Annotated in this window: 23 protein-coding genes; 9 read left to right on the forward strand and 14 right to left on the reverse strand. The window is 72.1% G+C overall.

Annotated elements, in window-relative coordinates:
• Positions 1-47 precede the first annotated feature (47 nt).
• Together ABFX51_RS35300 and ABFX51_RS35305 are read right to left on the reverse strand one after the other, a co-directional pair.
• Positions 48-1,031, reverse strand: coding sequence for an FAD binding domain-containing protein (locus tag ABFX51_RS35300; RefSeq protein WP_346056347.1), 984 nt, complete (start codon positions 1,029-1,031; stop codon positions 48-50).
• Positions 1,028-1,513 (reverse strand): 2Fe-2S iron-sulfur cluster-binding protein, encoded by a 486-nt coding sequence (locus ABFX51_RS35305; RefSeq protein ID WP_346056348.1) that lies wholly within the window; start codon positions 1,511-1,513, stop codon positions 1,028-1,030. The genes ABFX51_RS35300 and ABFX51_RS35305 overlap by 4 nt, the downstream gene beginning before the upstream one ends.
• Before the next feature lie 104 nt (positions 1,514-1,617).
• On the opposite strand from ABFX51_RS35305, the gene ABFX51_RS35310 reads away from it, so the two are divergent.
• Positions 1,618-2,262: a TetR/AcrR family transcriptional regulator gene (locus ABFX51_RS35310; RefSeq protein WP_091512208.1), complete on the forward strand. Its 645-nt coding sequence runs from the start codon at positions 1,618-1,620 to the stop codon at positions 2,260-2,262.
• 3 nt (positions 2,263-2,265) lie between these two features.
• On the opposite strand, the gene ABFX51_RS35315 is transcribed toward ABFX51_RS35310, so the two are convergent.
• Both ABFX51_RS35315 and ABFX51_RS35320 read right to left on the reverse strand, forming a co-directional pair.
• On the reverse strand, positions 2,266-2,772 hold the full coding sequence (locus ABFX51_RS35315) for an MOSC domain-containing protein (RefSeq protein WP_346056349.1): 507 nt from the start codon (positions 2,770-2,772) through the stop codon (positions 2,266-2,268).
• 10 nt (positions 2,773-2,782) lie between these two features.
• The gene (locus ABFX51_RS35320) at positions 2,783-3,391 is read right to left on the reverse strand and encodes a LysE/ArgO family amino acid transporter (protein WP_346056350.1); all 609 of its coding nucleotides are present in this window, start codon (positions 3,389-3,391) and stop codon (positions 2,783-2,785) included.
• Positions 3,392-3,459: 68 nt separating this feature from the next.
• Between ABFX51_RS35320 and ABFX51_RS35325 the strand changes: the two genes are divergently transcribed.
• Entirely contained in the window at positions 3,460-4,347 is an 888-nt protein-coding gene (locus ABFX51_RS35325; protein WP_346056364.1) for a LysR family transcriptional regulator ArgP, read from the forward strand.
• Between the two features lie 196 nt (positions 4,348-4,543).
• Here the strand turns inward: ABFX51_RS35325 and ABFX51_RS35330 are convergent, their stop codons facing one another.
• Together ABFX51_RS35330 and ABFX51_RS35335 are read right to left on the reverse strand one after the other, a co-directional pair.
• Positions 4,544-5,776, reverse strand: a complete 1,233-nt coding sequence (locus ABFX51_RS35330; protein WP_346056351.1) for an acetyl-CoA hydrolase/transferase family protein — start codon at positions 5,774-5,776, stop codon at positions 4,544-4,546.
• A 45-nt stretch (positions 5,777-5,821) separates the two neighbouring features.
• Complete coding sequence (locus ABFX51_RS35335) at positions 5,822-6,991, reverse strand: amidohydrolase (protein ID WP_346056353.1); 1,170 nt, start codon at positions 6,989-6,991, stop codon at positions 5,822-5,824.
• 61 nt (positions 6,992-7,052) lie between these two features.
• On the opposite strand from ABFX51_RS35335, the gene ABFX51_RS35340 reads away from it, so the two are divergent.
• The gene (locus ABFX51_RS35340) at positions 7,053-8,501 is read left to right on the forward strand and encodes an aminotransferase class I/II-fold pyridoxal phosphate-dependent enzyme (RefSeq protein WP_346056354.1); all 1,449 of its coding nucleotides are present in this window, start codon (positions 7,053-7,055) and stop codon (positions 8,499-8,501) included.
• Here ABFX51_RS35340 and ABFX51_RS35345 read toward each other — a convergent pair.
• Positions 8,482-8,928 (reverse strand): 2'-5' RNA ligase family protein, encoded by a 447-nt coding sequence (locus tag ABFX51_RS35345; protein ID WP_346056355.1) that lies wholly within the window; start codon positions 8,926-8,928, stop codon positions 8,482-8,484. The two genes, ABFX51_RS35340 and ABFX51_RS35345, sit on opposite strands and share 20 nt — an antisense overlap.
• A 117-nt stretch (positions 8,929-9,045) precedes the next feature.
• Here ABFX51_RS35345 and ABFX51_RS35350 point away from each other — a divergent pair, with 117 nt between their 5' ends.
• Positions 9,046-9,402: a hypothetical protein gene (locus tag ABFX51_RS35350; RefSeq protein WP_143249937.1), complete on the forward strand. Its 357-nt coding sequence runs from the start codon at positions 9,046-9,048 to the stop codon at positions 9,400-9,402.
• Here ABFX51_RS35350 and ABFX51_RS35355 read toward each other — a convergent pair.
• The 4 genes from ABFX51_RS35355 to ABFX51_RS35370 form a co-directional block, all read right to left on the reverse strand.
• Complete coding sequence (locus tag ABFX51_RS35355; protein WP_346056356.1) at positions 9,399-10,568, reverse strand: ROK family protein; 1,170 nt, start codon at positions 10,566-10,568, stop codon at positions 9,399-9,401. The two genes, ABFX51_RS35350 and ABFX51_RS35355, sit on opposite strands and share 4 nt — an antisense overlap.
• A gap of 4 nt (positions 10,569-10,572) precedes the next feature.
• The gene (gene xylA, locus ABFX51_RS35360; RefSeq protein WP_091512237.1) at positions 10,573-11,751 is read right to left on the reverse strand and encodes a xylose isomerase; all 1,179 of its coding nucleotides are present in this window, start codon (positions 11,749-11,751) and stop codon (positions 10,573-10,575) included.
• A gap of 77 nt (positions 11,752-11,828) precedes the next feature.
• On the reverse strand, positions 11,829-12,449 hold the full coding sequence (locus ABFX51_RS35365; RefSeq protein ID WP_346056357.1) for a hypothetical protein: 621 nt from the start codon (positions 12,447-12,449) through the stop codon (positions 11,829-11,831).
• 79 nt (positions 12,450-12,528) lie between these two features.
• Positions 12,529-13,749 (reverse strand): MFS transporter, encoded by a 1,221-nt coding sequence (locus tag ABFX51_RS35370; RefSeq protein ID WP_346056365.1) that lies wholly within the window; start codon positions 13,747-13,749, stop codon positions 12,529-12,531.
• 163 nt (positions 13,750-13,912) lie between these two features.
• On the opposite strand from ABFX51_RS35370, the gene sfnG reads away from it, so the two are divergent.
• Entirely contained in the window at positions 13,913-15,055 is a 1,143-nt protein-coding gene (gene sfnG, locus ABFX51_RS35375) for a dimethylsulfone monooxygenase SfnG (protein ID WP_346056358.1), read from the forward strand.
• On the forward strand, positions 15,052-16,236 hold the full coding sequence (locus ABFX51_RS35380) for an acyl-CoA dehydrogenase family protein (protein WP_346056359.1): 1,185 nt from the start codon (positions 15,052-15,054) through the stop codon (positions 16,234-16,236). Before sfnG ends, ABFX51_RS35380 begins: the two co-directional genes overlap by 4 nt.
• 43 nt (positions 16,237-16,279) lie before the next feature.
• Here the strand turns inward: ABFX51_RS35380 and ABFX51_RS35385 are convergent, their stop codons facing one another.
• Both ABFX51_RS35385 and ABFX51_RS35390 read right to left on the reverse strand, forming a co-directional pair.
• Complete coding sequence (locus tag ABFX51_RS35385) at positions 16,280-16,675, reverse strand: CBS domain-containing protein (RefSeq protein ID WP_346056360.1); 396 nt, start codon at positions 16,673-16,675, stop codon at positions 16,280-16,282.
• Between the two features lie 85 nt (positions 16,676-16,760).
• Positions 16,761-17,498, reverse strand: a complete 738-nt coding sequence (locus ABFX51_RS35390) for a TetR/AcrR family transcriptional regulator (protein WP_346056361.1) — start codon at positions 17,496-17,498, stop codon at positions 16,761-16,763.
• A gap of 53 nt (positions 17,499-17,551) precedes the next feature.
• Here ABFX51_RS35390 and ABFX51_RS35395 point away from each other — a divergent pair, with 53 nt between their 5' ends.
• Entirely contained in the window at positions 17,552-17,929 is a 378-nt protein-coding gene (locus ABFX51_RS35395) for a VOC family protein (protein ID WP_346056362.1), read from the forward strand.
• A 134-nt stretch (positions 17,930-18,063) separates the two neighbouring features.
• The gene (locus tag ABFX51_RS35400) at positions 18,064-20,082 is read left to right on the forward strand and encodes a phosphocholine-specific phospholipase C (RefSeq protein WP_346056363.1); all 2,019 of its coding nucleotides are present in this window, start codon (positions 18,064-18,066) and stop codon (positions 20,080-20,082) included.
• A 44-nt stretch (positions 20,083-20,126) separates the two neighbouring features.
• Here ABFX51_RS35400 and ABFX51_RS35405 read toward each other — a convergent pair whose 3' ends face one another.
• Positions 20,127-21,053, reverse strand: coding sequence for an NADP-dependent oxidoreductase (locus ABFX51_RS35405; RefSeq protein ID WP_091512362.1), 927 nt, complete (start codon positions 21,051-21,053; stop codon positions 20,127-20,129).
• 88 nt (positions 21,054-21,141) lie between these two features.
• Between ABFX51_RS35405 and ABFX51_RS35410 the strand changes: the two genes are divergently transcribed.
• Positions 21,142-21,912 (forward strand): helix-turn-helix transcriptional regulator, encoded by a 771-nt coding sequence (locus ABFX51_RS35410; RefSeq protein WP_245783239.1) that lies wholly within the window; start codon positions 21,142-21,144, stop codon positions 21,910-21,912.
• Positions 21,913-22,102 lie beyond the last annotated feature (190 nt).

Consider the following 22,102-nt stretch of genomic DNA (forward strand, 5'->3'; position numbering starts at 1 on the left):
CAGGCCGACTACCGACACACCACGGCTACCGCTGCTTGACATAAACATTAGGCAGCGCTCCTCTCCTGCAGCCCGCGCAGGGCCGAGACGATCGTGCGCCGGGCCAGTGTCACCTTGAACTCGTTCTGCGGCCGGGTGACCGCGGCGGCGAGCTCGGCCTCCGCCGCGCGGGCGAAGGACTCCTCCGTCGCGGGCGCGCCCAGCAGCACGCGCTCGGCTTCCCTTGCCCGCCAAGGTTTTGTGGCCACGCCGCCCAGTGCCAGGCGCACGTCGGCGACCACGCCGTCCTCGACGGCCAGCGCGGCGGCGACCGACACCAGCGCGAAGGCGTACGACGCGCGGTCGCGCACCTTGCGGTAGCGGGAGTTCGCCGCGACCGCCACGGCGGGCAGCTCGACGGCGGTGACCAGCTCGTCCGGGGCCAGCGTCGTCTCGACGTGGGGCCTGTCGCCGGGCTCGCGGTGGAACTCCGCGAACGGGATGCGCCGGACACCCCGGGTGCTCTCGACCTCGACGGTCGCGTCGAGCATCGCCAGCGCGACGGCCAGGTCGGACGGGTGCGTCGCGATGCAGTGCTCGCTCACGCCGAGCACGGCCGTGCCGCGCGAAAACCCTTCCAGCGCGTCACATCCGCTGCCGGGGGAGCGCTTGTTGCACGCCGCCGCGTCGTCGTAGAAGTACAGGCAACGCGTGCGCTGCAACAGGTTCCCGCCCACCGTGGCCATGTTCCGCAGCTGCGCCGAAGCGCCGTTCAGCACCGCCTGCGCCAGCACGGGGTACCGCGCGCGGATGAGCGGGTCGGCGGCCAGCTTGCTGTTGCGCACCAGTGCGCCGATGCGCACCCCGCCGTCCGGCAGTTCCTCGATGCCGGTGAGCGGCAGCCGCGTGATGTCCACGAGCGTGCCCGGCGACTCGATACGCTCACGCATCAGGTCCACGAGGTTCGTGCCGCCGCCGAGGAACTTCGCGTCGTCGTCTTCGGTGATGGCGCGCAGGGCCGTGGCGACGTCCGGAGCGCTGACGTACCTCATTCGGCCACCTCCTTGATGGCCGCGACGATGCCGTTGTAGGCCCCGCAACGGCACAGGTTGCCGCTCATCCGCTCGCGGATCTCCTCGTCGGTCAGCTCGGCGGACTCCTCGACGTCCTCGGTGACCGCGCTGGGCATGCCCTCCTTGTGCTCGGCCAGCATGCCCACCGCCGAGCAGAGCTGGCCCGGCGTGCAGTAGCCGCACTGGAACCCGTCCGCCCGCACGAACGCCTCCTGCAGCGGGTGGTCGAGCCCCTCGACGGTGGTGATCTCGCGCCCGTCGTACTGCACCGCGAGGGCGAGGCACGAGTTGATGCGCTCGCCGTCGGCCAGCACCGTGCACGCGCCGCACGCCCCCTGGTCGCAGCCCTTCTTCGTGCCGGTGAGCCCGAGGTGCTCGCGGAGCGCGTCGAGCAGGCTCACCTCCGGTTCGAGTTCGAGTGATCTGGCGGATCCGTTGACCCGCAGGGATATCGCGGTCATGACTGCCTCCCGGTCAGCGCCTGTGACCGCCGAAGCTAGCAGAACGCTGTACTCTTAACAAGAGGACGCCGTTCTTTAAACTGGGGGCATAGAATGATCCGGACATGTCCAAGGGAGCGTTTCTGCGGGCCAGGCGCCCGGAGCACAAGGAGCAGCGCCGCGAGGCGATCCTCGCCGCGGCGCGAGAGCTCGCGCTCCAGTCGGGCGTGGGCAAGGTGAGCCTCGGCGCGGTCGCCGAAGCGGTGGGGCTGGCGAAGTCCAACCTGGCCCGGTACTTCGCGACGCGCGAGGAGATCTTCCTCGAACTCAGCGTGCGGGAGTGGCAGGACTGGGAACGGGCGGCGTGTGAACAGCTCGAAGCCGGGGCCGACGTGGTGGACGCGCTCGTGGACACGATCGTCGTGCGGCCGCTGTTCTGCGATCTCGTCGCCCACAGCTCCCTGACCCTGGAGCACAACATCACCAGGGAGGCGGCGCGCGCCTTCAAGCTGGGCGTGCTCGCCGCCACCGGGAACATCGCGCGGGCGGTCGCGCGGGCCCGGCCCGATCTGACGGAACGCGAGACGGTCGAGCTGGTCGGCGCCACGGCCGGGTTCGCGTCGATGCTGTACCCGGCGGCGAACCCGCCGCCCGTGCTGGCGGAGCTGTACGCGACGGACCCGGAGGTGGCCGCCGCGTGCATCCCCTTCGGGCCGACCGTCCGGCGGGCGGTCGCCGCGATCGCGGCGGGACTGCCCGCGTTGCGCTGAGCCTCAGCCGCCGACGACGAGCTTCGCCGGGCCCACGCTCAGCGTGCCGTCGTCCAGCGGCACGCACCGCACGCCGCCGTGGCCGCGCAGCGCCTTGAACGCGCCGGGCGCGAGCACGGTGTCCATCCACGCGCAGGGGTGCGCGGGCCGGTGCGCCTGGAAGCGGACCGGCCCGTCGCCGGAATCGAGGCTGAACTCGCGTCCTCTGGGCAGTTCGTCCACCGGGTAGCCGCGCAGGATGATGTTGCGGCGGGTCAGCAGCGGGTCGGGGACGGCGGGCAGGCCGAGTTCGGCGGCCAGGCGGTCGAGCACGTCCGCGTCGAACACCGTCACCGCCGCGTTCCGGTGGGCGGGGTGGTCGAAGTAGCGGTCGCCGACGAGGCCGAGCCCGGCCCGCACGCTCACGCGGCCGGTGCCCGCCGCGGCCGGGTCGCGGCGCGGTCCGTCCGCCGGGCGGCCCTCGAAGGCGTGCACCGGCGAGACGAGCAGCGCCACGATCTCGATGTCCACGGTGAGCACGCTAGGGGATCAGCAGTGTCACGCCGACCGTGACCATCGTCGCGGCGACCAGCCCGTCCAGCACGCGCCACGACGAGGGGCGCGCGAAGAAGCCGGTGAGCAGGCGGGCGCCGAAGCCGAGCGCGGTGAACCAGCAGACGCTCGCCAGCACCGCGCCGAGCGCGAACTCCCAGCGCAGCGCGCCGTGCGTGGCGGCGATCGAACCGAGCAGCAGCACCGTGTCGAGGTAGACGTGCGGGTTGAGCCAGGTCATCGTGAGGCACGTCAGCGCCGCCCGCCGGGAGGAACCCGCGGTCGCGCCCGAGACGGTGAGCGCGGCGGGCCGGAACAACCGGCGCGCGGCCAGCACCCCGTAGCAGATCAGGAACCCGCCGCCGAGCACGCCGACGACGGTGAGCGCGGCGGGCTGTGCTCGCACGACCGAGCCGATGCCGGCCACCCCGAGCGCGATGAGCACGGCGTCGGAGGCGGCGCAGATCCCGACGACGAGCGGCACGGCTTCGCGGCGGATCCCTTGGCGCAGCACGAAAGCGTTCTGCGCGCCGATGGCGACGATGAGCGAGAGGCCGGTGCCGAAACCGGCGGCCACGGCCAGCAGGAGCGGGGACACACCACGACGTTAGGAAGCGTGCTGTCAAGAGTCCAGCTAAGGATTCTTACGTATCATTAGCGCTCGTGATGCCACTGGACCAGGTCCGCACGCTGCTGGCCGTCGTCGACGAAGGCACCTTCGACGCCGCGGCAGCGGCGCTGCACGTGACGCCCTCGGCGGTCAGCCAGCGGATCAAGGCGCTGGAGCAGAGCACCGGGCGCGTGCTGCTCATGCGCACGAAACCGGTGCGGCTGACCGAATCCGGCGAGGTCGTGGTGCGGCTGGCGCGTCAGCTCGCGCAGCTGGAGCACGACGCCCGGCGCGAGCTGGGCCTGGCGCACGAGGGGGAGCCGGCGACGCTCCCGATCGCCGTGAACGCCGATTCGCTCGCGACGTGGTTCCTGCCCGCGCTCACGCGGGTGCCCGCCGAGCTGCGTGTGTGCTTCGAGCTGCGCCGCGAGGACCAGGACCACACGACGACGTTGTTGCGGGAGGGCGTCGTGATGGCGGCGGTGACCTCGTCGCCCGACCCGGTGCAGGGTTGTTCGGTGACCGCGCTCGGGCGCATGCGCTACGTCCCCGCGGCGAGCCCGGAGTTCGTGGCGCGGTGGCTGGACGGCCCGCTGCGCCAGGCGATCGGGCGGGTGCCGGTGGTGGTCTTCGACCGGCGTGACGACCTGCAGGACCGCTTCGCCCGGCGGCTCACCCGCGGCCGGGACGCCGGCAGGCTGCGGCACCACGTCCCGTCGTCGGAGGGTTTTCTCGACGCGGTGCTGGCCGGGATGGGCTGGGGCCTCGTACCGAGCGCGCAGGCGGAACCGCACCTGCGCGACGGCGGGCTCGTGCTGCTGGACTCCCGGCGCGCCGTCGACGTGCCGCTGTACTGGCAGCAGTGGAAGCTCCACTCGCCCGCCCTGGCTGCGACGGCGGAAGCGGTGGCCGCCGTGGCGGGGGAGGCGCTGGAGCCGTTTTGAGGGCGGAGCGGCCCGTTACCTGCGCTCGCGGCGACGGCGGTGGAGCCGTTCTGAGGGCAGCCGGGCGGATCGCCAGGCGCAGCTTCTCCGGCGAGGGTTGTTCGTGGGCGCGTTGGAGGTCAGTGGCGTGCTCCAACCGCGGCGGGCGGCGCAGCCGTTCCGAAGCCCTCGGCTCACCCCAGCCGCGACCCGCCCCTCACCGCAGCGGGAAGCCCAGCGCCCGCCCACCCTCGCGCAACTCCTCGCGGGCGTCCGGGTGTGCGACGTTGTCCACGATCTCCTGCGCCTGGCTCGCCGCGTCGCGGCCCCAGATCGTCGCCGTGCCTTGTTCGCTCACGATGAAACTGTGCTGGAACGACGTGACCGGGCCGGCCAGCCGCGGCACGACCGTCGAGACGTCCGCCTTCGGGTGCCACGAAGGCAACGCGATGACCGCCCTGCCGCCGGGGGAGTGCAGCGCCCCCACGACGAAGTCCGTCTGCCCGCCGAACCCCGAGTAGATCACCCCGTGCACGCGCCCGGCGTTCGCCTGCGCGTACAGGTCCACCTGCAGCGCGCTGTTCACCGACACCAGCGCCGGCTGCCGCGCGATCAGGCCCGGATCGTTCGTCTTCTCCGTGCGCAGCATCCGCACCCTCGGGTTGCGGTCCACCCAGTCGTACAACTCCGCGCTGCCGAACACGAACGACGCCGTCAGCGGCACCTCCTCGTCGAGCGCGCCCGCCTTGTCCAGCCCCAGCACACCGTCGCTGAACATCTCGGACCAGATCTTCAGCCCGCGGCGGGCCGTGAGCGCGGCGAGCGTCGCGTCCGGGACCGCGCCGATGCCCAGTTGCAGCGTCGCGCCCTCCGGCACCAGCTCCGCGACCCGGGCGCCGATCGTCTGCGAGACCTCGTTAGGCGGGCGCGGCACGGGGTTCGGCAGCGGCTCGTCCACCTCGATGGCGTAGTCGATCTCGTCCAGCGTCAGCACCGCGTCACCGTTGGTGTAAGGCATCTGCCGGTTGACCTGCGCCACCACCAGACCGCCGCGTGCCCTGGCCGCCTCCACCGCCGCGGGCAGGATGTTCACCTCCATGCCCAGCGAAACCGTGCCGTCCCGCGGCACCGAGGTGTGCAGCAGCACCACGTCGGGCGGCAGCGTCTGCTTCAGCAGCGGCGGCACCAGCGACAGCCGCGACGGGAAGTACCGCAGCCCCGGCTTGCCCCGCATCCCCGGACCGACGAACGGCGTCTCCAGCGTCACCCCCGGCCGGTCCGGCACCCCGTGCTGCGCGTTGAGCATGAACAGCCGGTACTCGGCGAGCGCCCCGTCAAGGAGCGCCAGTGCCCGTGCCGGCGTCGCGAAGTTGCCCGCCGCCACGACCCGGGGCACGCCGGGCAGCCGCGAGAGGGCCGCCGCGAGCTGGGAGTCAGAGATCGTCCGCACGAAGCCATTCTTCCCGGCCCGTGCGGCACGCACGGGGGACCTTGGTCACCGTTCGGCCGCCGCTTGCCGCGAGAACTCCGCCCACGCCGCGTCCTTCGCGCCGGTGAGCACGTCCACCGCGGTCCTCGCAAGCGCTTTCGCCGACGCCAGCACCACGGTCCTGGCCCGCTCGCTCGCGGCCGCGGCGGCGAACTCCGGCGTGTGGTCGGACTGCTCCGGCCCGGTGATCGCGACGAACGGGTGGATCGCGGGCACGGTCGTGCTGACGTTGCCGATGTCGGAGGAGCCGAGGAACACCCCGGGTTCCGGCGCGGACATCGGGATGCCCAGCTCACCGAGGTGCCGGGCGAACGCCTCCGACAACACGGCGTTGTTGCGGAAGTGCGCGTAACCCTCCCGCGGCCGCTCGACGGTGACGGTGGTGCCAGTCGCCTGCGCCACGCCCTCCGCGGCCTCCCGCAGCTGCCCGGCCAGGCGGTTCAACGCGGCCGTCGTCAGGCCGCGCAACCCGAACCGGCCCTCGGCGAGGTCGGGCACGATGTTCGTCGCCTCACCGCCGCGCGTGATGATGCCCTGCACGTGCGAGCCCGCCGGAAGGCGGCGTTGCAGCACCGCCAGCACGTTGAACAGCTCGATCAACGCCGCGAGCGCGTCGACGCCCTCCGTGGGGTTGCCGGTGGGGTGCGCGGCGCGGCCGTGGAAGGTGACGGTCAGCTCGGTCTGCGCGGTCAGCGGCGCCCAGGACCAGCTGTGCGTCCCGGGGTGCATCATGAGCGCCGCGTCCGTCCCGTCGAACACACCCGCCGCGAGTTCGAGGACCTTCCCGCCGCCGTTCTCCTCGGCCGGGGTGCCCACGGCGAGCACCGTGCCGGGCAGCTCCGCCTGCCGGAGCGCCAGCGCCGCGCCGAGCGACGCGGCGGCGATCAGGTTGTGCCCGCACGCGTGCCCGAGCCCGGGCAGCGCGTCGTACTCCATCAGCAACGCGACCCGTGGACCGCCTTCGCCCGCACGGCCCGTGAAGGCGGTCGGCATCCCCGCGACCCCGCGCTCCACCGAGAAGCCGCCTTCGGTCAGCTCCTCGCACAGCCGCGCGGCGGCGCGGTGTTCCTCGAATGCCAGCTCGGGGTCGCGGTGCAGTGACAGCGCCACGTCCCACAGGCGGTCCGCGAGCCCGTCCACGGCACTGTCCACAATGGGGTACCAGCGATCAGCCATGATGTCCGGCTACCCGGGCCGCGGCGGTTTGATCCCCCGCCCGCGCGGGCATTTCCGGAGCATGGACCACAGTCGGGCACCGGTGCTGGAGGCGTTGCGGGAGTTCCACGAGCGCGGCTACGTGCCGTTCAACCCACCGGGGCACAAACAGGGCCGCGGCGTGGACAAGGACGTGCTGGAGGCGGTCGGGGAAAGCGTGTTCACGGCCGACGTGATCTCGGTGAACGGGCTCGACGACCGGCTGTCGAGGCAGGGCGTGCTGTCCCGGGCGCAGGAGCTGATGGCCGACGCCGTCGGCGCCGAGCACACGTTCTTCTCCACCTGCGGCAGTTCGCTGTCGGTGAAGAGCGCCATGCTGGCCGTCGCGGGCCCGCACGAGAAGCTGCTGGTGGCCCGGCACGCGCACAAGTCGGTGATCTCCGGGCTGATCGTCAGCGGCGTCGAGCCGGTGTGGGTGGACCCGCGCTGGGACGCCGAGCAGCACCTGTCGCACCCGCCGGGCGTGGACGAGGTGCGGGACGCGTTCGACCGCGCGCCCGAGGCGAAGGGCATGCTGCTGGTCACGCCCACCGACTACGGCACGTGCGGCGACATCGCGGCGATCGCGGAGCTGTGCCACGAGCGGGACCGGACGCTGATCGTCGACGAGGCGTGGGGCGCGCACCTGCCCTTCCACGACGACCTGCCCCCGTGGGCGATGAACGCGGGCGCCGACCTCTGTGTCACGAGCGTGCACAAGATGGGCTCGGCGGTGGAGCAGAGTTCGGTGTTCCACCTGCAGGGCGACCGGGTGGACCCGGCCGTGCTCAAGGCGCGGGAGGACCTGCTCGGCACGACGAGCGCGACGTCGCTCGTGTACGCGACGCTGGACGGCTGGCGGCGGCAGATGGTGCAGCACGGCAAGGAGCTGCTGAGCGCTGCGCTGGAACTGGTGCACTCGGTGCGGGCGCGGCTCGACGGGATGCCGGGGCTGCGGGTGCTGGCGGAGGAGTTCGCGGAGCTGACGAGTTCCTACGACCCGCTGAAGGTGGTCGTGGACGTCTCGGGGCTCGGGATCAGCGGCTACCAGGCGGCCGACTGGCTGCGGGAGCACCAGTGCGTGACGGTCGGGCTGTCGGACCACCGGCGGGTCGTCGCGCAGTTCACCTACGCGGACCGGGAGGAGACGGCGGAAGCGCTGGTGTCCGCGTTCGAGGCGCTGGGCGGAGCGAAGCTGCCCGAGCCGAAGCCGGTGGACCTGCCGACCCCGGAGGAGCTGCGGCTGGAGACGGCGATGCTGCCGCGGGACGCGTTTTTCGGCCCTGCCGAACAGGTTCCGGCGGAGCAGGCGGTCGGCCGGGTCGCGGCGGAGATGCTCACGCCGTACCCGCCGGGCGCGCCCGCGGTGGTGCCGGGCGAGGTCATCACGCGCGACGTGCTGTCGTACCTGCGCTCGGGTCTCGCGGCCGGGATGTCGGTGCCGGACGCGGCCGACTCCTCGCTGGACACCATCAGGGTCGTGGCGAAGTGACCGGCCGCCAGCCGCCGGAGGTGCGTTCGACGAAGTAGGGCCCGAGGACCGGGGTCCGGCACGGCAGCAGCTCGCGGACGACCTCGCCGACGCGGTTCGCGCCCGCGCCGAGCGCGAGCGTGACGTGTGCGGGAGGCGTGTCGCCGTAGCGGCCGTCGTAGGGCGTCGTCGTGGGGAACTCCGCGCGCAGCCGGGCCAGCACCGGGTCGAGGTCCGGCGTGGTCGCGCCGACGAACCCGTCCGCGACGAGCAGGCCGGTCAGCTCGATTTCGCCGGGCAGGTCGAGCGCCGCGATGCGCTCGGCCGCTTCCGCGGTGGCGGGCGGTCCGGGATAGAGCAGCGAGACGTGCGCGGGCAGGGCCCTGACCAGCTCCGGCGCGACGCGGCGGACGGCGTCGAGCAGGGGTTCGGCAGCGGGGGTCAGCACCACGACGGCGGTGGAAATCGTGTCCTCCGGTCGGTAGGGGGGCCAGGATTCGTACCAATGCGTAACGGTTGGGTGACTCAGCGCACCCGGCGGTGTCCGCCGTCCTTATCGTGGAGTATGACCGAGAACTCGCCCCTTGCGGTGATGCGGCAGGTCGAGTTGAACCAGCTCCTGATGGAGGTACGGCGCCGTCAGGTTGACCCGCACGTCCTCGTCACGGAGCTGGATCTGCTCGGTGACGACCTGTTCTCCCACCGGATCAGCCCCGCCGAACGGCGGCGCTCCCTCGCACTGGTCCTGCTCGGGATCCTCACCGGGATCCTGCTGGTCGGTGTGCTCGTGCTGGCGCTGCTGAGCCAGCCCATCCCGGACCTGCTCTCCGGCCTCGCCGGCAGCGGGCTCGGTGCCATCGCCGGGATCCTGACGTCCTCCGGCGCCCCCATCGATGTCCCGAGGGCGGGAACACCGGTCTAGCCCAGCCACCGCGCCGGGTCGGCGAGGAGGGTGGACAGGGCGCGGAAGGCGGCGCCCGTCGCGCCCGGGGCCGGGATCGGTTGTGCCGCCTCGATCTTCGGCGGGGTCCAGCGGGCCGACAGCACCCGCGTGCGCAGCTGCTCCTCCAGGTCGTCCCGGAGCAGGTCGGCGAGGTGGGCCAGGTGCCCGCCGAGCACGACGGTCGGGATGTCGAGCACGTTGACCACCCCCGCCAGCGCCACCCCGAGCGCCCGCGCCGCCGTCGCGATCGCGGCGAGTGCCCGTGCGTCCCCCTCGGTCGCACGGGCCGCCAGCTCCGCCGGGCTCGACAGCCCCGCCGCGGCCAGCAGCGCCGTCCTGCCCGCGTAGGTCTCCAGGCAGCCCGTCGACCCGCAGCGGCAGCGCGGCCCGTTCGGATCGGCGGTCACGTGCCCGATCTCGCCGGCCCAGCCGTGCCGGCCGCTCATCACGCTGCCGCCCAGCACCGCCGCCCCGCCGATGCCGATTTCGCCTGACAGGTAGACGAAATCCGACACCGCGCCGGGCCTGCCGGGCGCCGTCTCCGCGACGGTGCGCGCCGCGAGCGCGGCTTCGTTGTCCACCAGCAGGTCCAGCCCGTCCGGCACCGCGTCCCGCAGCAGCGGCTCCGGGCGCACGTCGGACCAGCCGAGGTTCGGCGCGCGCAGCAGCGTGCCCGTTTCCGCCGCGACCAGACCGGGCAGCGCCAGCCCCGCGCCCGTCAGCGTGACCGGGCGCGGCAGGTCGCCGAGCACCCTCCGGCACAGCCGCGCGAGCCTGCCGAGCGTGGCTTCCGGGTCGCTGCCCACGAAGTCGTCCTGCTCCTGCGCCTCGCCGACGACCTCGCCCCGCAGGTCGATCACCCGCACCGCGAGGTAGCCGGCGTTGACCTGCAGCCCGAGCGCGGCGAACCGCGAGCCCGGCACGAGCGGGGTGGCCGGCCGTCCCCGGCCCGCCGCGGCGGGCTCGGTCTCGGCGAGCACCCCGCCCGCGACCAGTTCGTCGACCAGCCGCGACGCGGTCGCCCTGGTCATCGACGTGGCGGCGGCGACGTCCGCGCGCGACGGCGGGAGCGCCGCCGCGCACACCGTGCGGGCCACCAGCGCCAGGTTGGTGGCCCGCAGGGTCGACTGCCGCGCGCTCGTCACCGGCTCAGCCGATGAGGTGCTCGAGGGCCAGGTTCTGCAGCCGGACGAAACCGAAGTCCCGCTGCGCGGCCTTCTCCGGGTCGAACCCGTCGTCGGTGGCCAGGAACGACTCGACGCTCTCGCCCGGGTCCAGCGTCGGCGTCGCCAGGTCGTACACGCCCGCGTACGCCATCGCCTCCTGCACCCGCGAGTCGGCGCGGAAGGCCTTCGCCTTGTCCGCCAGCATCAGGTACGTCGACATGCAGGCGCGCGCCGACTCCCAGACGCCGTCGAGGTACTCGGTGCGCGAGGGCTTGTAGTCGAAGTGCCGGGGACCGGTGTAGCGCGGGCCGTCGGGGTAGCCGGGGAAGCCGTTCTCGATCAGGTCCACGGTGAAGAACGCGGAGATCAGGTCGCCGTGCCCGAAGACCAGGTCCTGGTCGTACTTGAGCCCGCGCTGCCCGTTGAGGTCGATGTGGAACAGCTTGCCGCTCCACAGCGCCTGCCCGAGCGCGTGCGTGTAGTTGAGGTTGGCCATCTGCTCGTGCCCGGTCTCGGGGTTGAGGCCGACGATGTCACCGTGCTCCAGCTGCGCGATGAGCGCGAGCGCGTGGCCGACGGTGGGCAGGAAGATGTCACCCCGCGGCTCGTTCGGCTTCGGCTCCAGGCCGATGCGCAGGTCGTAGCCCTGGGACTTGATGTAGCCCGCGACGGTGTCCAGGCCCTCCTTGTACCGCTCGAAGGCGGCGTAGACGTCCTTCGAGCCGTCGTACTCGGCACCCTCGCGGCCGCCCCACATGACGAACGTGCTCGCGCCCATGTCGGCCGCGAGGTCCACCGCCTGCAGGATCTTGCGCAGCCCGAACCGCCGGATCGAGCGGTCGTTCGAGGTCAGGCCGCCGTCCTTGAACACGGGGTGGCTGAAGGTGTTGGTGGTGACCATCTCGATCACGAGGCCGGCCTTGTCGGCCGCGTCCTTGAGCCGCCCGCTGATGCGCTGCTTCGTCGCGGTGTCCGCGTCGAACGGGAAGACGTCGTTGTCGTGGAACGTGATGCCCCACGCACCCAGTTCGGCGAGCTTGTCGGAGTACTCCCACGGGTCGAGCGCGGGCCGGCTCGGACCCCCGAAGGGGTCGGTCCCGGTCCAGCCGACGGTCCACAGACCGAACGAGAACTTGTCTTCGGGGGTGGGCTGGCGCAGCATCTTCGCTCCTCCATTTTGTTTTTCCATGTAACTTATTCGCGCACGTGGAGGAGCGTCAAGGGGCCGGGGTCACCGGATCAGCGGCGGACGACGCCCAGGACGCCGCCGATCAGGGAGACGACCCCGGCGATGAGGAAGAAGTAGTAGCCCACCGACGTGCTGTCGGGGTTCGGGTCGCCCCCGGTCAGCCAGAACACCGCGCCGACGACCATGAACACCGACAGCACGAGCGTCACGACGCCGATCGGCCGGTGGTTGCGCATCGGCACGAACATCGTCGCCCCGAGCAGGATCTCCAGCGCGCCGCCGATGAGGACCGCCCACACGCCGATCTCGATCAGGGTCGCGCTCGAACCCGCGCCGAACGCGCTCGCCGCGCTCGCCAGGTCGGCGACGTCCATGCCGGTGGCGTGGACGTTCGAGAAGCTCGAGTCGATCCACGGCAGGAAGAACTGCAGCACGCCGAACAGGCCGCCGAGGACGAGCACCGCGCCGGCCCAGATGTTGGGCCGCGAGAGCGCGGGCGGCTGCCCCCACTGGCCCGGCTGGCCGTAGGGCCCCGGCTGCCCGTACCCGTACTGCTGCTGCCCGTACGGCCCCGGCTGCTGCGGGTACTGCCCCGTGGGGGGCTGCTGCGGGTACTGCCCCGGCTGCTGGCCGTACGGGTTCCACTGCGGTGGCTGGTTCGGATAGCTCACGGTGCCCCCTGGAGAAAACGGCTTCCTGCTCGCGCGGAATCGTACTGCTCCCCGGGCCCGGTACCACCCCGCCGAGCCGTCACGCCCGGCTCGGTTCCACCGTTTCGCCCAGTGTGAAGCCCCGCACCAGGAGCACGGTGAGCCCGGCGAGGGCGACCTGCGCCAGCCCGGAGATCACGAACGTCGTGCTCGCGTGACCCGCCAGGCGCGTCAGCGCGCCGCCGAGCAGCGCCCCGACGGGCACCGCCCCCCACACGACCGTGCGCCACGCGCCGAGCACCCTGCCGAGCAGCTCGCCGGGGACGAGCGCGTGCCGGGCCGTCGCGAGCACGACGTTGACCGCCACGACCGCGGCCGCGAACACCCCGAAGCACACCGCCGCGGCGACCGCGTGCCGGATCAGCCCCATGGCGAGGAAACCGAGCCCGCCGGCCAGGATCCCGCCCACCAGCACGGAAGTCCGGCCGGTGCGCCGGACGAGCCACGGCGCGGCGGCGGCGCCGGCCAGCCCGCCGAGCCCGCCCACGAAGCTGAACACCCCGAACGCCGCCTCGCTCAGCCGCAGGTCTTCGAGGGCGTAGAGGACGAGCTGCGCCTGCGCGAGCTCGCTGGTGACGCTGATCAGCCCAGCCACCAGCACCAGGCGCAGCAGCAACGGGTTCCGGGCGAGCCAGCGCAGCCCGTCGGCGAGATCGGTGCGCAGCCGCGTGGGGTTCGCCGGCGCGCGCGGCCGGTAGCTGCCCGCCATGCCGAGCAGCAGTGCGGCCGCGATCGCGAACCCGGCGGAGGAGAGCAGGAACGGCAGCGTGGCGAACAGGGCGAACGTGGCGCTGCCGAGCGGGCCGCCGAGGAAGGTCTGGCCGAGGATCTCGGCGGCCTGGAACCGGCTGTTGGCCTGCTCCAGCCTGCCGCCCTCGGCCACGGCGGGGATCACCGCGTTCACCGCGCTCTCGGCCACCGTCTCCGCGGCGCCCAGCAGCAGGGCCACGAGGTAGATCAGCCAGATCGACAGGGCGCCGGACCACAGGAGCACCGCCGTGCCGAGGACGAGCACGGCCCTGGCGGCGTTGGCGAGCAGCATCGCCCGCCTGCGGTCGACGCGGTCCACGAGCGCGCCCGCGACCGTGCCCAGCAGCAGCCACGGCACGAACTGCGTCGCCGACAGCGCGCCGATCTGCACGGGGTCACGCGTGATCGTGGTGGCCAGCAAGGGAAAAGCGACCTTGCCGATGCCGTCCGCGAGGTTGCCGGCACCCGCCGACCCCAGCAGCCACCACACTCGACGACCCGACAACGACATCCCCCAGGCTGGCACTTCCCGTGAACTCCACAATCACAGTACGGGCAACTCGCCGCAACGGGGCCGGAATCGGCCGGACGACTCATCCGGGTGATGCCGGGTGGAGTAGTCCAGATGCTGAACGGTTTTGCGCCCATTCGCCGTCGTTGCTCTACTCCCTGTCGTGGCCGAAAACGAAAACCCGTACGGGGAACTCCTCAAATTCGCCTACTGGGTCCCGAACGTCAGCGGCGGACTCGTCACGAGCAAGATCGAACAACGCACCGACTGGGGGTACGACTACAACAAGGAACTCGCCGTCCTGGCCGAGCGCAACGGGTTCGAGTACGCGCTCACGCAGGTCCGCTACACCGCCAGCTACGGTGCCGCCTACCAGCACGAATCCACCGGCTTCAGCCTCGCGCTGCTGCTCGCGACGCAGCGGCTCAAGGTGATCGCCGCGGTGCACCCCGGTCTGTGGCACCCCGGTGTGCTGGCGAAGTTCGTGGCCAGCGCCGACGTCCTTTCCGGTGGCCGCGCGGCGGTCAACGTGGTGAGCGGCTGGTTCAAGGACGAATTCACCGGATTGGGCGAGCCGTGGCTGGAGCACGACGAGCGCTACCGCCGTTCGGAGGAGTTCATCCGCGTGCTGCGGGAACTGTGGACCGACGACCACGCGGAATTCCGCGGCGACTTCTACCGCATTCACGACTTCGACATCAAGCCCAAACCGCTCACCGGACCGGGGCGTCCGCATCCCGAGATCTTCCAGGGCGGCAACTCGACCGCCGCCCGCAAGCTCGCCGGGCGCGTGTCCGACTGGTACTTCAGCAACGGCAAGGACTTCGACGGGTTCTCCGAGCAGGTCGACGAGGTGCGCGGGTACGCCGCCGAGCACGGCCGCACCGTCCGCTTCGGACTGAACGGCTTCGTCATCGCCCGTGACACCGAGCGCGAGGCGAAGGACGTCCTGCGTGAGATCGTGGAGAAGGCGGACACCCAGGCCGTCGAAGGGTTCCGCGGCGCCGTCAAGCAGGCTGGTAAGTCCACATCGGACGGAAAGGGGATGTGGGCCGACTCCGAGTTCGCCGATCTCGTGCAGTACAACGACGGCTTCCGCACCGGGCTGATCGGCACGCCCGAGCAGATCGCCGATCGCGCGATCGAGTACAAGCGACGTGGCGCGAACCTGCTGCTGCTCGGTTTCCTGCACTATCACGAGGACGTCGAATACTTCGGCAGGAACGTGCTGCCGATCATCCGTGAGAAGGAACGCGACCTCGCCCGCGGGGCCGCGACACCCGAACCCGTGGGGAGCCTGTCATGACCAGCAGCCAGGAATGGGTCGAGATCGCGCGGGACGTCGCCGCGAAGCTCGCCGTGGACGCGGTGGAGCGCGACCGGGCGCACCAGACCCCGTACGAGGAGGTGCGGCTGCTCAAGGACAGCGGCCTGGTCACCCTGCTCGGGCCGGCCGAGCACGGCGGCGGCGGGCAGACGTGGGAAACCGCGTACCGCGTGATCCGGGAGGTGGCCCGCGGAGACGGTTCGATCGGGCAGCTGCTGGGCTACCACTACCTGTGGGCGTGGGCGGTGCGGCTCGTCGGGACCGAGGCGCAGATCGCGGCCGTCGAGGAGCTGTACACGAAGGACAAGCTGTTCTTCGGCGGGGCGGTCAACCCGCGTGACTCGGACCTGACCATCACCGAGGACGGCGACGAGCTCGTCTACTCCGGGCACAAGTCGTTCTCCACCGGCAGCAAGGTGTCCGACCTGACGGTGCTCGAGGGTGTGCTCGAAGGCACCGGGGACCACATCTTCGCGATCGTGCCGTCCCGGCAGGAGGGCATCGTCTTCCACGACGACTGGGACAACATCGGCCAGCGGCTGACCGAGTCGGGCAGCGTGACGATCAAGAACGTGCGGGTCCCGTGGGCGAGCGCGGCCGGGTACGTCGACCGGAAGTTCCAGCCGCTCACGTACAACACGCTGAACGTGCCCACGATCCAGCTCGTGTTCACGAACTTCTACCTCGGCATCGCCCAGGGAGCGCTGGACACGGCGCTCGCGTACACCCGCGACCACACGCGGGCCTGGCCCTACGGCGGGGACGACAAGGCGTCCGCGGGGGAGGAGTGGTACATCCTCGAGGGCTACGGGGACCTGCAGGCGAAGCTGTGGGCCGTGGAGGCGCTCGTGGACAGGGCGGGTGCGGAGATCTCGGAGGTGCTGCACGCGCCGCGCGAGCAGCTCACCCCGCAGCGGCGCGGCGAGCTGGCCGTGCTCATCGCGGCGGCGAAGCAGCGGGCGAGCGACACCGGGCTGGAGGTCGGCACGAAGATCTTCGAGCTGACCGGGGCCCGTGCCAGCGCGGCGAAGTACGGGCTGGACCGGTTCTGGCGCAACCTGCGCACCCACTCGCTGCACGACCCGGTGGCGTACAAGCGGCGTGAGGTGGGCGCGTACGCGCTGCTGGGGCAGCTGCCGGAGCCGACCTGGTACACGTGACGAGGTCCGGCCCGCCGCGTGCGGCGGGCCGGCAACCCGTCGGTCAGGAGTTGGACGTGGCGGCGCTGATGTCGCCCAGCGCGGAGTCGGAGTCCTTCTCCAGCGCCGCGTCGCCGAGGGTGAACACGCCGACCGCCCGGCCGTCCTCGACCACGGCGATGCGGCGCACGGCGGCCTCGCGCATGCGCTCGATCGCGGTGTCGATGTCGTCGTCCGGAGCGGCGGTGACCAGGCCGGAGCTGCGCACGTCCCGCAGGCGGCAGCCGCTGAGGTCGTCGCGGTCCGCCACGGCCCTGGTCACGATGTCCCGGTCGGTGACGATGCCCGCCACGCGGTCGTCGTCGAGCACCAGCACGTTGCCGATCTCGCGCTCGCGCATGCGCTGGGCGGCCTCGCGCACGGGGGTGTCCGCGGGCAGCGCGACGGGGTTGGTGGTCATGACCTCGCTGAGTCGGGTGGTGTTGCCGCGAGCGGGGTAGTCAAACGCGCGGCGCTCACTCCGGACGGGTGGCCCACGGGCAGGCTCAGCCCGCCACGAGGGCGGCCAGCCCGTCCAGCACGCGGGCGAGGCCGAAGCGGAAGGCGTGCTCCGGGTCGTAGGCGCTGCCGTGCGCCTGCCCCGCCGCGGACCCGACGCGGACGGCCCTCGGGTAGGCCTTCTCGTCGAACACCCGCGCCAGCAACGGTTCGCTCGCGTCCCACCACGACTGGTCGTCCCGCTGCTGCGCGGCCGCCGCCTGGGCGCACGACCGCACGAACGCCAGCAGGAACGCCAGTGCGTCGTCGAGCGCCACGTCGTCGAGGTCCAGACCGTCCAAAGCGGACAATTCATGCTCGTACTTCGCCAGCTGGCCCGGACCGAGCACGGGCCGGTTCGTCGCGATGCCCGCTGCCCACGGGTGCGTCCGGTACAGCGCCAGGTTCTCCTCCGCGACGACGGTCAGCCGCTCGCGCCAAGGGCGGCCCGACGTGTCCTCGCGCGGCATGCGGGCGTACGCGGCGTCCAGCATCAGGTCGAGCAGCTCCGCCTTGCCGGGCACGTAGGTGTACAGCGTCATGGGCGCGACGCCCAGCGCCTGCGCGACACGGCGCATGCTCACCGCCTCCAGCCCCTCGGCGTCGGCGAGGGCGGTCGCGGCGTCGACCACCGCGTCGATCGTCAGGCCCTGGCGCGGTCCCCGCTTCGGCGCCGCCGCCGGATCCCGCCACAGCAGACACAGGGTGCGGGCCGGGTCACCCGCGCCGCTTCGTTCGGTCGACATGGGGCAATCTTCGCGTATGCTTACTCTGTACGGTGTACGAAGAAAGGGGTCCCATGCGCATCACCTCCTCCGCCGTGTCCCTGAACGTCGACGACCCGGCCGCGTCGAGCGCGTTCCTGGCGAAGCACTTCGGGTTCACCGAGCAGCTGTCCGCCGACGGTTTCGCCTCGCTGGGCAGGCCGGACGCCGGGATGAACGTGGTCTTCCTGCGGCGCGGGCTGCCCACCCTGCCCGCCGACCAGCGCGACGACCACGCGTCTGGCCTGATCCTCGCCTTCGTGGTCGACGACCTGGAAGGCGAGCTGGCCCGGCTCGAAGCCGAGGGGGTGCCCATCACGATGCCGCTGACCGTCGAGGAGTGGGGCGAGCGGGCCTTCCAGGTGCGCGACCCGAACGGGGTCATCGTGCAGCTCGTCGACTGGCAGGGGTGAACCGGGCGCCGAGCGCCATACCGCCCACACTCCACAATAGACACCCCGGTGGTAGCCGCCCGCCGCCGGATGTTCGCCGAAGTTTCGCCTTTTCGGTGGTGTTCCCGCGGGCCGGGATCAGCAGACTGTGCCCCATGACCGACCTCAACCGCCGCCGGTTCCTCCAGGTCGCCGGCGGTACCGCGGCCGCGTCGATGCTCACCGACAGCATCGCCCGCGCCGCGGCGATCCCCGCCCACTCCCGTACCGGCAGCCTGCGCGACGTCGAGCACGTCGTCGTCCTGATGCAGGAGAACCGGTCGTTCGACCACTACTTCGGCTCGCTGCGCGGCGTCCGCGGCTTCGGCGACCCGCGCCCGGTGTCGCTGCCCAACGGCAAGCCGGTGTGGTACCAGTCGGACGGGACGCGGGAGATCCTCCCGTTCCGGCCCGAGGTGAAGGAACTGGGCCTGCAGTTCATCCAGGACCTGCCGCACGGCTGGAACGACACGCACGCGGCGTGGCACGACGGGCACTACGACCGGTGGGTGCCCGCCAAGTCGGCCACCACCATGGCCTACCTGACCCGCGAGGACATCCCCTTCCACTACGCGCTGGCCGACGCCTTCACCATCTGCGACGCCTACCACTGCTCGTTCATGGGCTCGACCGACCCGAACCGGTACTACATGTGGACCGGCTACACGGGCAACGACGGGCAGGGCGGCGGCCCGGTCATCGGCAACGACGAGGCCGGCTACAGCTGGACGACCTACCCCGAGCGGCTGGAGAAGGCCGGGGTGTCGTGGAAGATCTACCAGGACGTCGGCGACGGGCTGGACGCCGCGGGCTCGTGGGGCTGGATCCCCGACGCCTACTGCGGCAACTACGGCGACAACTCGCTGCTGTACTTCAACCAGTACCGCAACGCCAAGCCCGGCGATCCCTTGTACGACAAGGCTCGCACCGGTACGGACGCCAAGAAGGGCGAAGGGTTCTTCGACATCCTGAAGGCCGACGTGAAGGCCGGGCGGCTGCCGCAGGTCTCGTGGATCGTGGCGCCGGAGGCGTTCACCGAGCACCCGAACTGGCCCGCCAACTACGGCGCCTGGTACATCTCGCAGGTCCTCGACGCGCTCACCGCCGCGCCCGAGGTGTGGAGCAAGACGGCGCTGTTCATCACCTACGACGAGAACGACGGCTTCTTCGACCACATCGTGCCGCCGTACCCCGCGCCCTCGGGCGCGAAGGGCGCTTCGACGGTCGACACGCGCTACGAGATCCTCAACGGCGTGCCCTACGGCCTCGGCCAGCGCGTGCCGATGCTCGTCGTGTCGCCGTGGAGCCGCGGTGGCCGGGTGTGCTCGGAGGTCTTCGACCACACGTCCATCGTGCGGTTCCTGGAGCGGCGCTTCGGGGTGCGCGAGCCCAACATCTCGCCGTGGCGGCGGGCCGTTGCGGGGGACCTGACCTCGGCATTCGACTTCTCCCGCACCGAACGCGCCGTGCCGCGCCTGCCGTCCACGGCCGCGTACGTGCCCCCGGACCGCGACCGGCACCCCGACTACGTGCCGACCCCGCCCGGCACCCCGTCGCTCCCGCAGCAGGAGCGGGGGCAGAAGCCGGCGCTGCCGCTGCCCTACGACCTGCACGTCGACGGGCAGGTGCGCGGTGAGCGCCTGACGCTGGAGTTCGGCAACGACGGTTCGGCGGGCGCGTGCTTCCACGTCACGTCGTCCAGCGACCAGAACGGGCCGTGGACGTACACCGTCGAGCCCGGGAAGAAGCTCTCCGCGGATTGGACGCTGTCGGGTGCCTACGACTTCGGTGTCCACGGCCCCAACGGTTTCCACCGCCGGTTCGCGGGGCAGGGGAGCGGGGTCGAGGTCAGCGCCCGCGCCACCGGCCCGGCCGGGGACCTGACGCTCGTGCTGACGAACTCCGGCAGCGCCCCGGTGTCCGTCACCGTCGCCGACGCGCCCGGGTACGGCCACGGCCGCCCGGACAGCTACGGCCTGCGGCCGGGGGCGCGCGTCGTGCACGTGGTGCGGACCGGCGGTACCGCGGGCTGGTACGACGTGTCCGTCACCGCGGGCCGGTTCGTCCGGCGCCTCGCGGGCCACGTGGAAACCGGCCGGATCACCCTCACCGATCCGGGTATCGGGGCCCGCTGAAACAGCGCCGTCCGCCCGGGTGCGCGCCCGGGCGGACGGCGCGCTCACACGGTGAGGACGACCTTGCCCTGGAGGTGCCCGCTTTCGAGCAGCCGGTGCGCGTCGGCGATGCGCTCGAACGGGAAGGTCTCCTGCACGTGGACGCGGAGCTTGCCCTGCTCGACCAGGTCGACGAGACCGCGCAGGGCGACCGGGTCGGGATCGACCCCGATGCCGCTGAACCGCATGCCCGCGGCCTCGAACTTCGCGATGAGTGCGGTGTCCTCCTCGGCGACCGCCGTCACGAGGTGCCCGCCGGGGCGGAGTACCGCGAGCGACCGCTCGACGGTGCTGCCGCCGATCGTGTCGAGCACGAGGTCGACATCGCGGACCGCCTCGGCGAAGTCGACCGCCCGGTAGTCGATCACCTCGTCGGGGCCGAAGCCCTCGACGAACTCCCGTTTGCTCGCGCTCGCGGTGGTGATCACGTGTGCGCCCAGGGCTTTCGCGAGCTGGATCGCGACGTGGCCGACCCCGCCGCCACCGCCGTGGATCAGGACGCGATCGCCTTCGGACACACCGCCGAGGTCGACGAGTCCCTGCCACGCCGTCAGCCCGACGACCGGCAACGCCGCCGCCTCGACGTGCGAAAGCGACGCGGGCTTGCGGACCAGGTGCAACGCCGGTGCGGCCACGGCTTCGGCGTATGCGTTGGCGGCGCGTGGGAACCGTGGCATCCCGAACACCTCGTCGCCCGGCCTGAACCGCCACGTGTGCGCGTCTTCCACTACGCCGCTGATGTCCCAGCCGAGGGTGAACGGTGGCTGCCCGAGCAGCGGGAACTCGCCGGCGCGCAGGCGTGGTTCGAGCGGGTTCAGCCCGATGGCCTTGATGCGGACGAGGACCTCGGTCGGCAGGGGACGGGGCTCGGGCACGTCCACGACGGTGAGGACCTCGGGTCCCCCGAACTGGTGCTGGGTGATGGCTCGCATGGGTTCCACCATGGTCTCGGGGTGTCAGGCGGACCACCGTCCTCCCGCCAGGAAATGCCGGGAATCCGCCACGCTTAGTCTGGATCTCGTGACCGAAGTTGCCCACGAGCCGGTGTTCTTGGACGGCGATGTGGTCGAGTGCGAGCCCCTGTCCCACGGCGAGGTCGTCGCCCCGCACTGCCACGACTTCGGGCAGCTCCGGTACGCCGTTTCGGGAGCCCTGGTCACGACGACCGAGGTCGGCACGTGGGTGACGCCCGCGAACCGCATCACGTGGGTGCCGCCGTTCCACGTCCACAGCAGCCGTGCGCATGGTGAGACCGACATCAGGCTGCTCCGGGTTCCGGCGGACCGGGCGGGGCAGCTCCCGGCGGAACCGTCGGTGTTCGTGGCGAGCGCGTTGCTGCGAGAGGCCTACCTGGCGCTGCTCGGGGATTCCGATCAGGGGCCGCGCGCCCGGCTGTTGCTCGACGTCGTGCTGATGGAACTCGCGCGTGCTCAGCGGGAACCACTGCGCCTCCCGGAGCCGGCGGACCCCCGCCTCAAGGCCGTGGCCGACCTGCTGCACGCGAACCCGGCCAGCCCGGCGACGCTCACGGAGCTGGGGCGGCGGACGGGGTCCAGCGAACGGACGTTGAGCCGGTTGTTCAGCGGGGAGCTGTCGATGAGCTTCCACCAGTGGCGCACGCTGCTGCGGGTGCAGCGGGCGGTGCTCGACCTCGCCGAAGGCGCGTCGGTCACGGACACGGCGATGCGCCTGGGGTGGGCGAACCCGAGCAGTTTCATCGAGGCCTTCACGGCGCTCGTCGGCCAGACCCCGGGCCGGTACCGCGCCACGGCTCGCGCGGGCCGGGGGTAGTGGGGGGTTGGTTTCTGGGGGCGGTTGGCTTTTGTTGGGTGGTCCCGCGCCTGCCCACGCGCGCCCACTCGCTTCGGTTGGTGGGGCCCGCAGGGCTCCGCTCCGCTCCGCCCGCCGCCGCTCGGCGCCCGCGCCCGCCCGCCGCTCGGCGCCGCTCCTGCGCCCGCCCGCCGCTCGGCGCCGCCTCGCC

It is taken from the genome of Amycolatopsis dongchuanensis, assembly GCF_039542405.1.
Taxonomy (GTDB): domain Bacteria; phylum Actinomycetota; class Actinomycetes; order Mycobacteriales; family Pseudonocardiaceae; genus Amycolatopsis_E; species Amycolatopsis_E sacchari.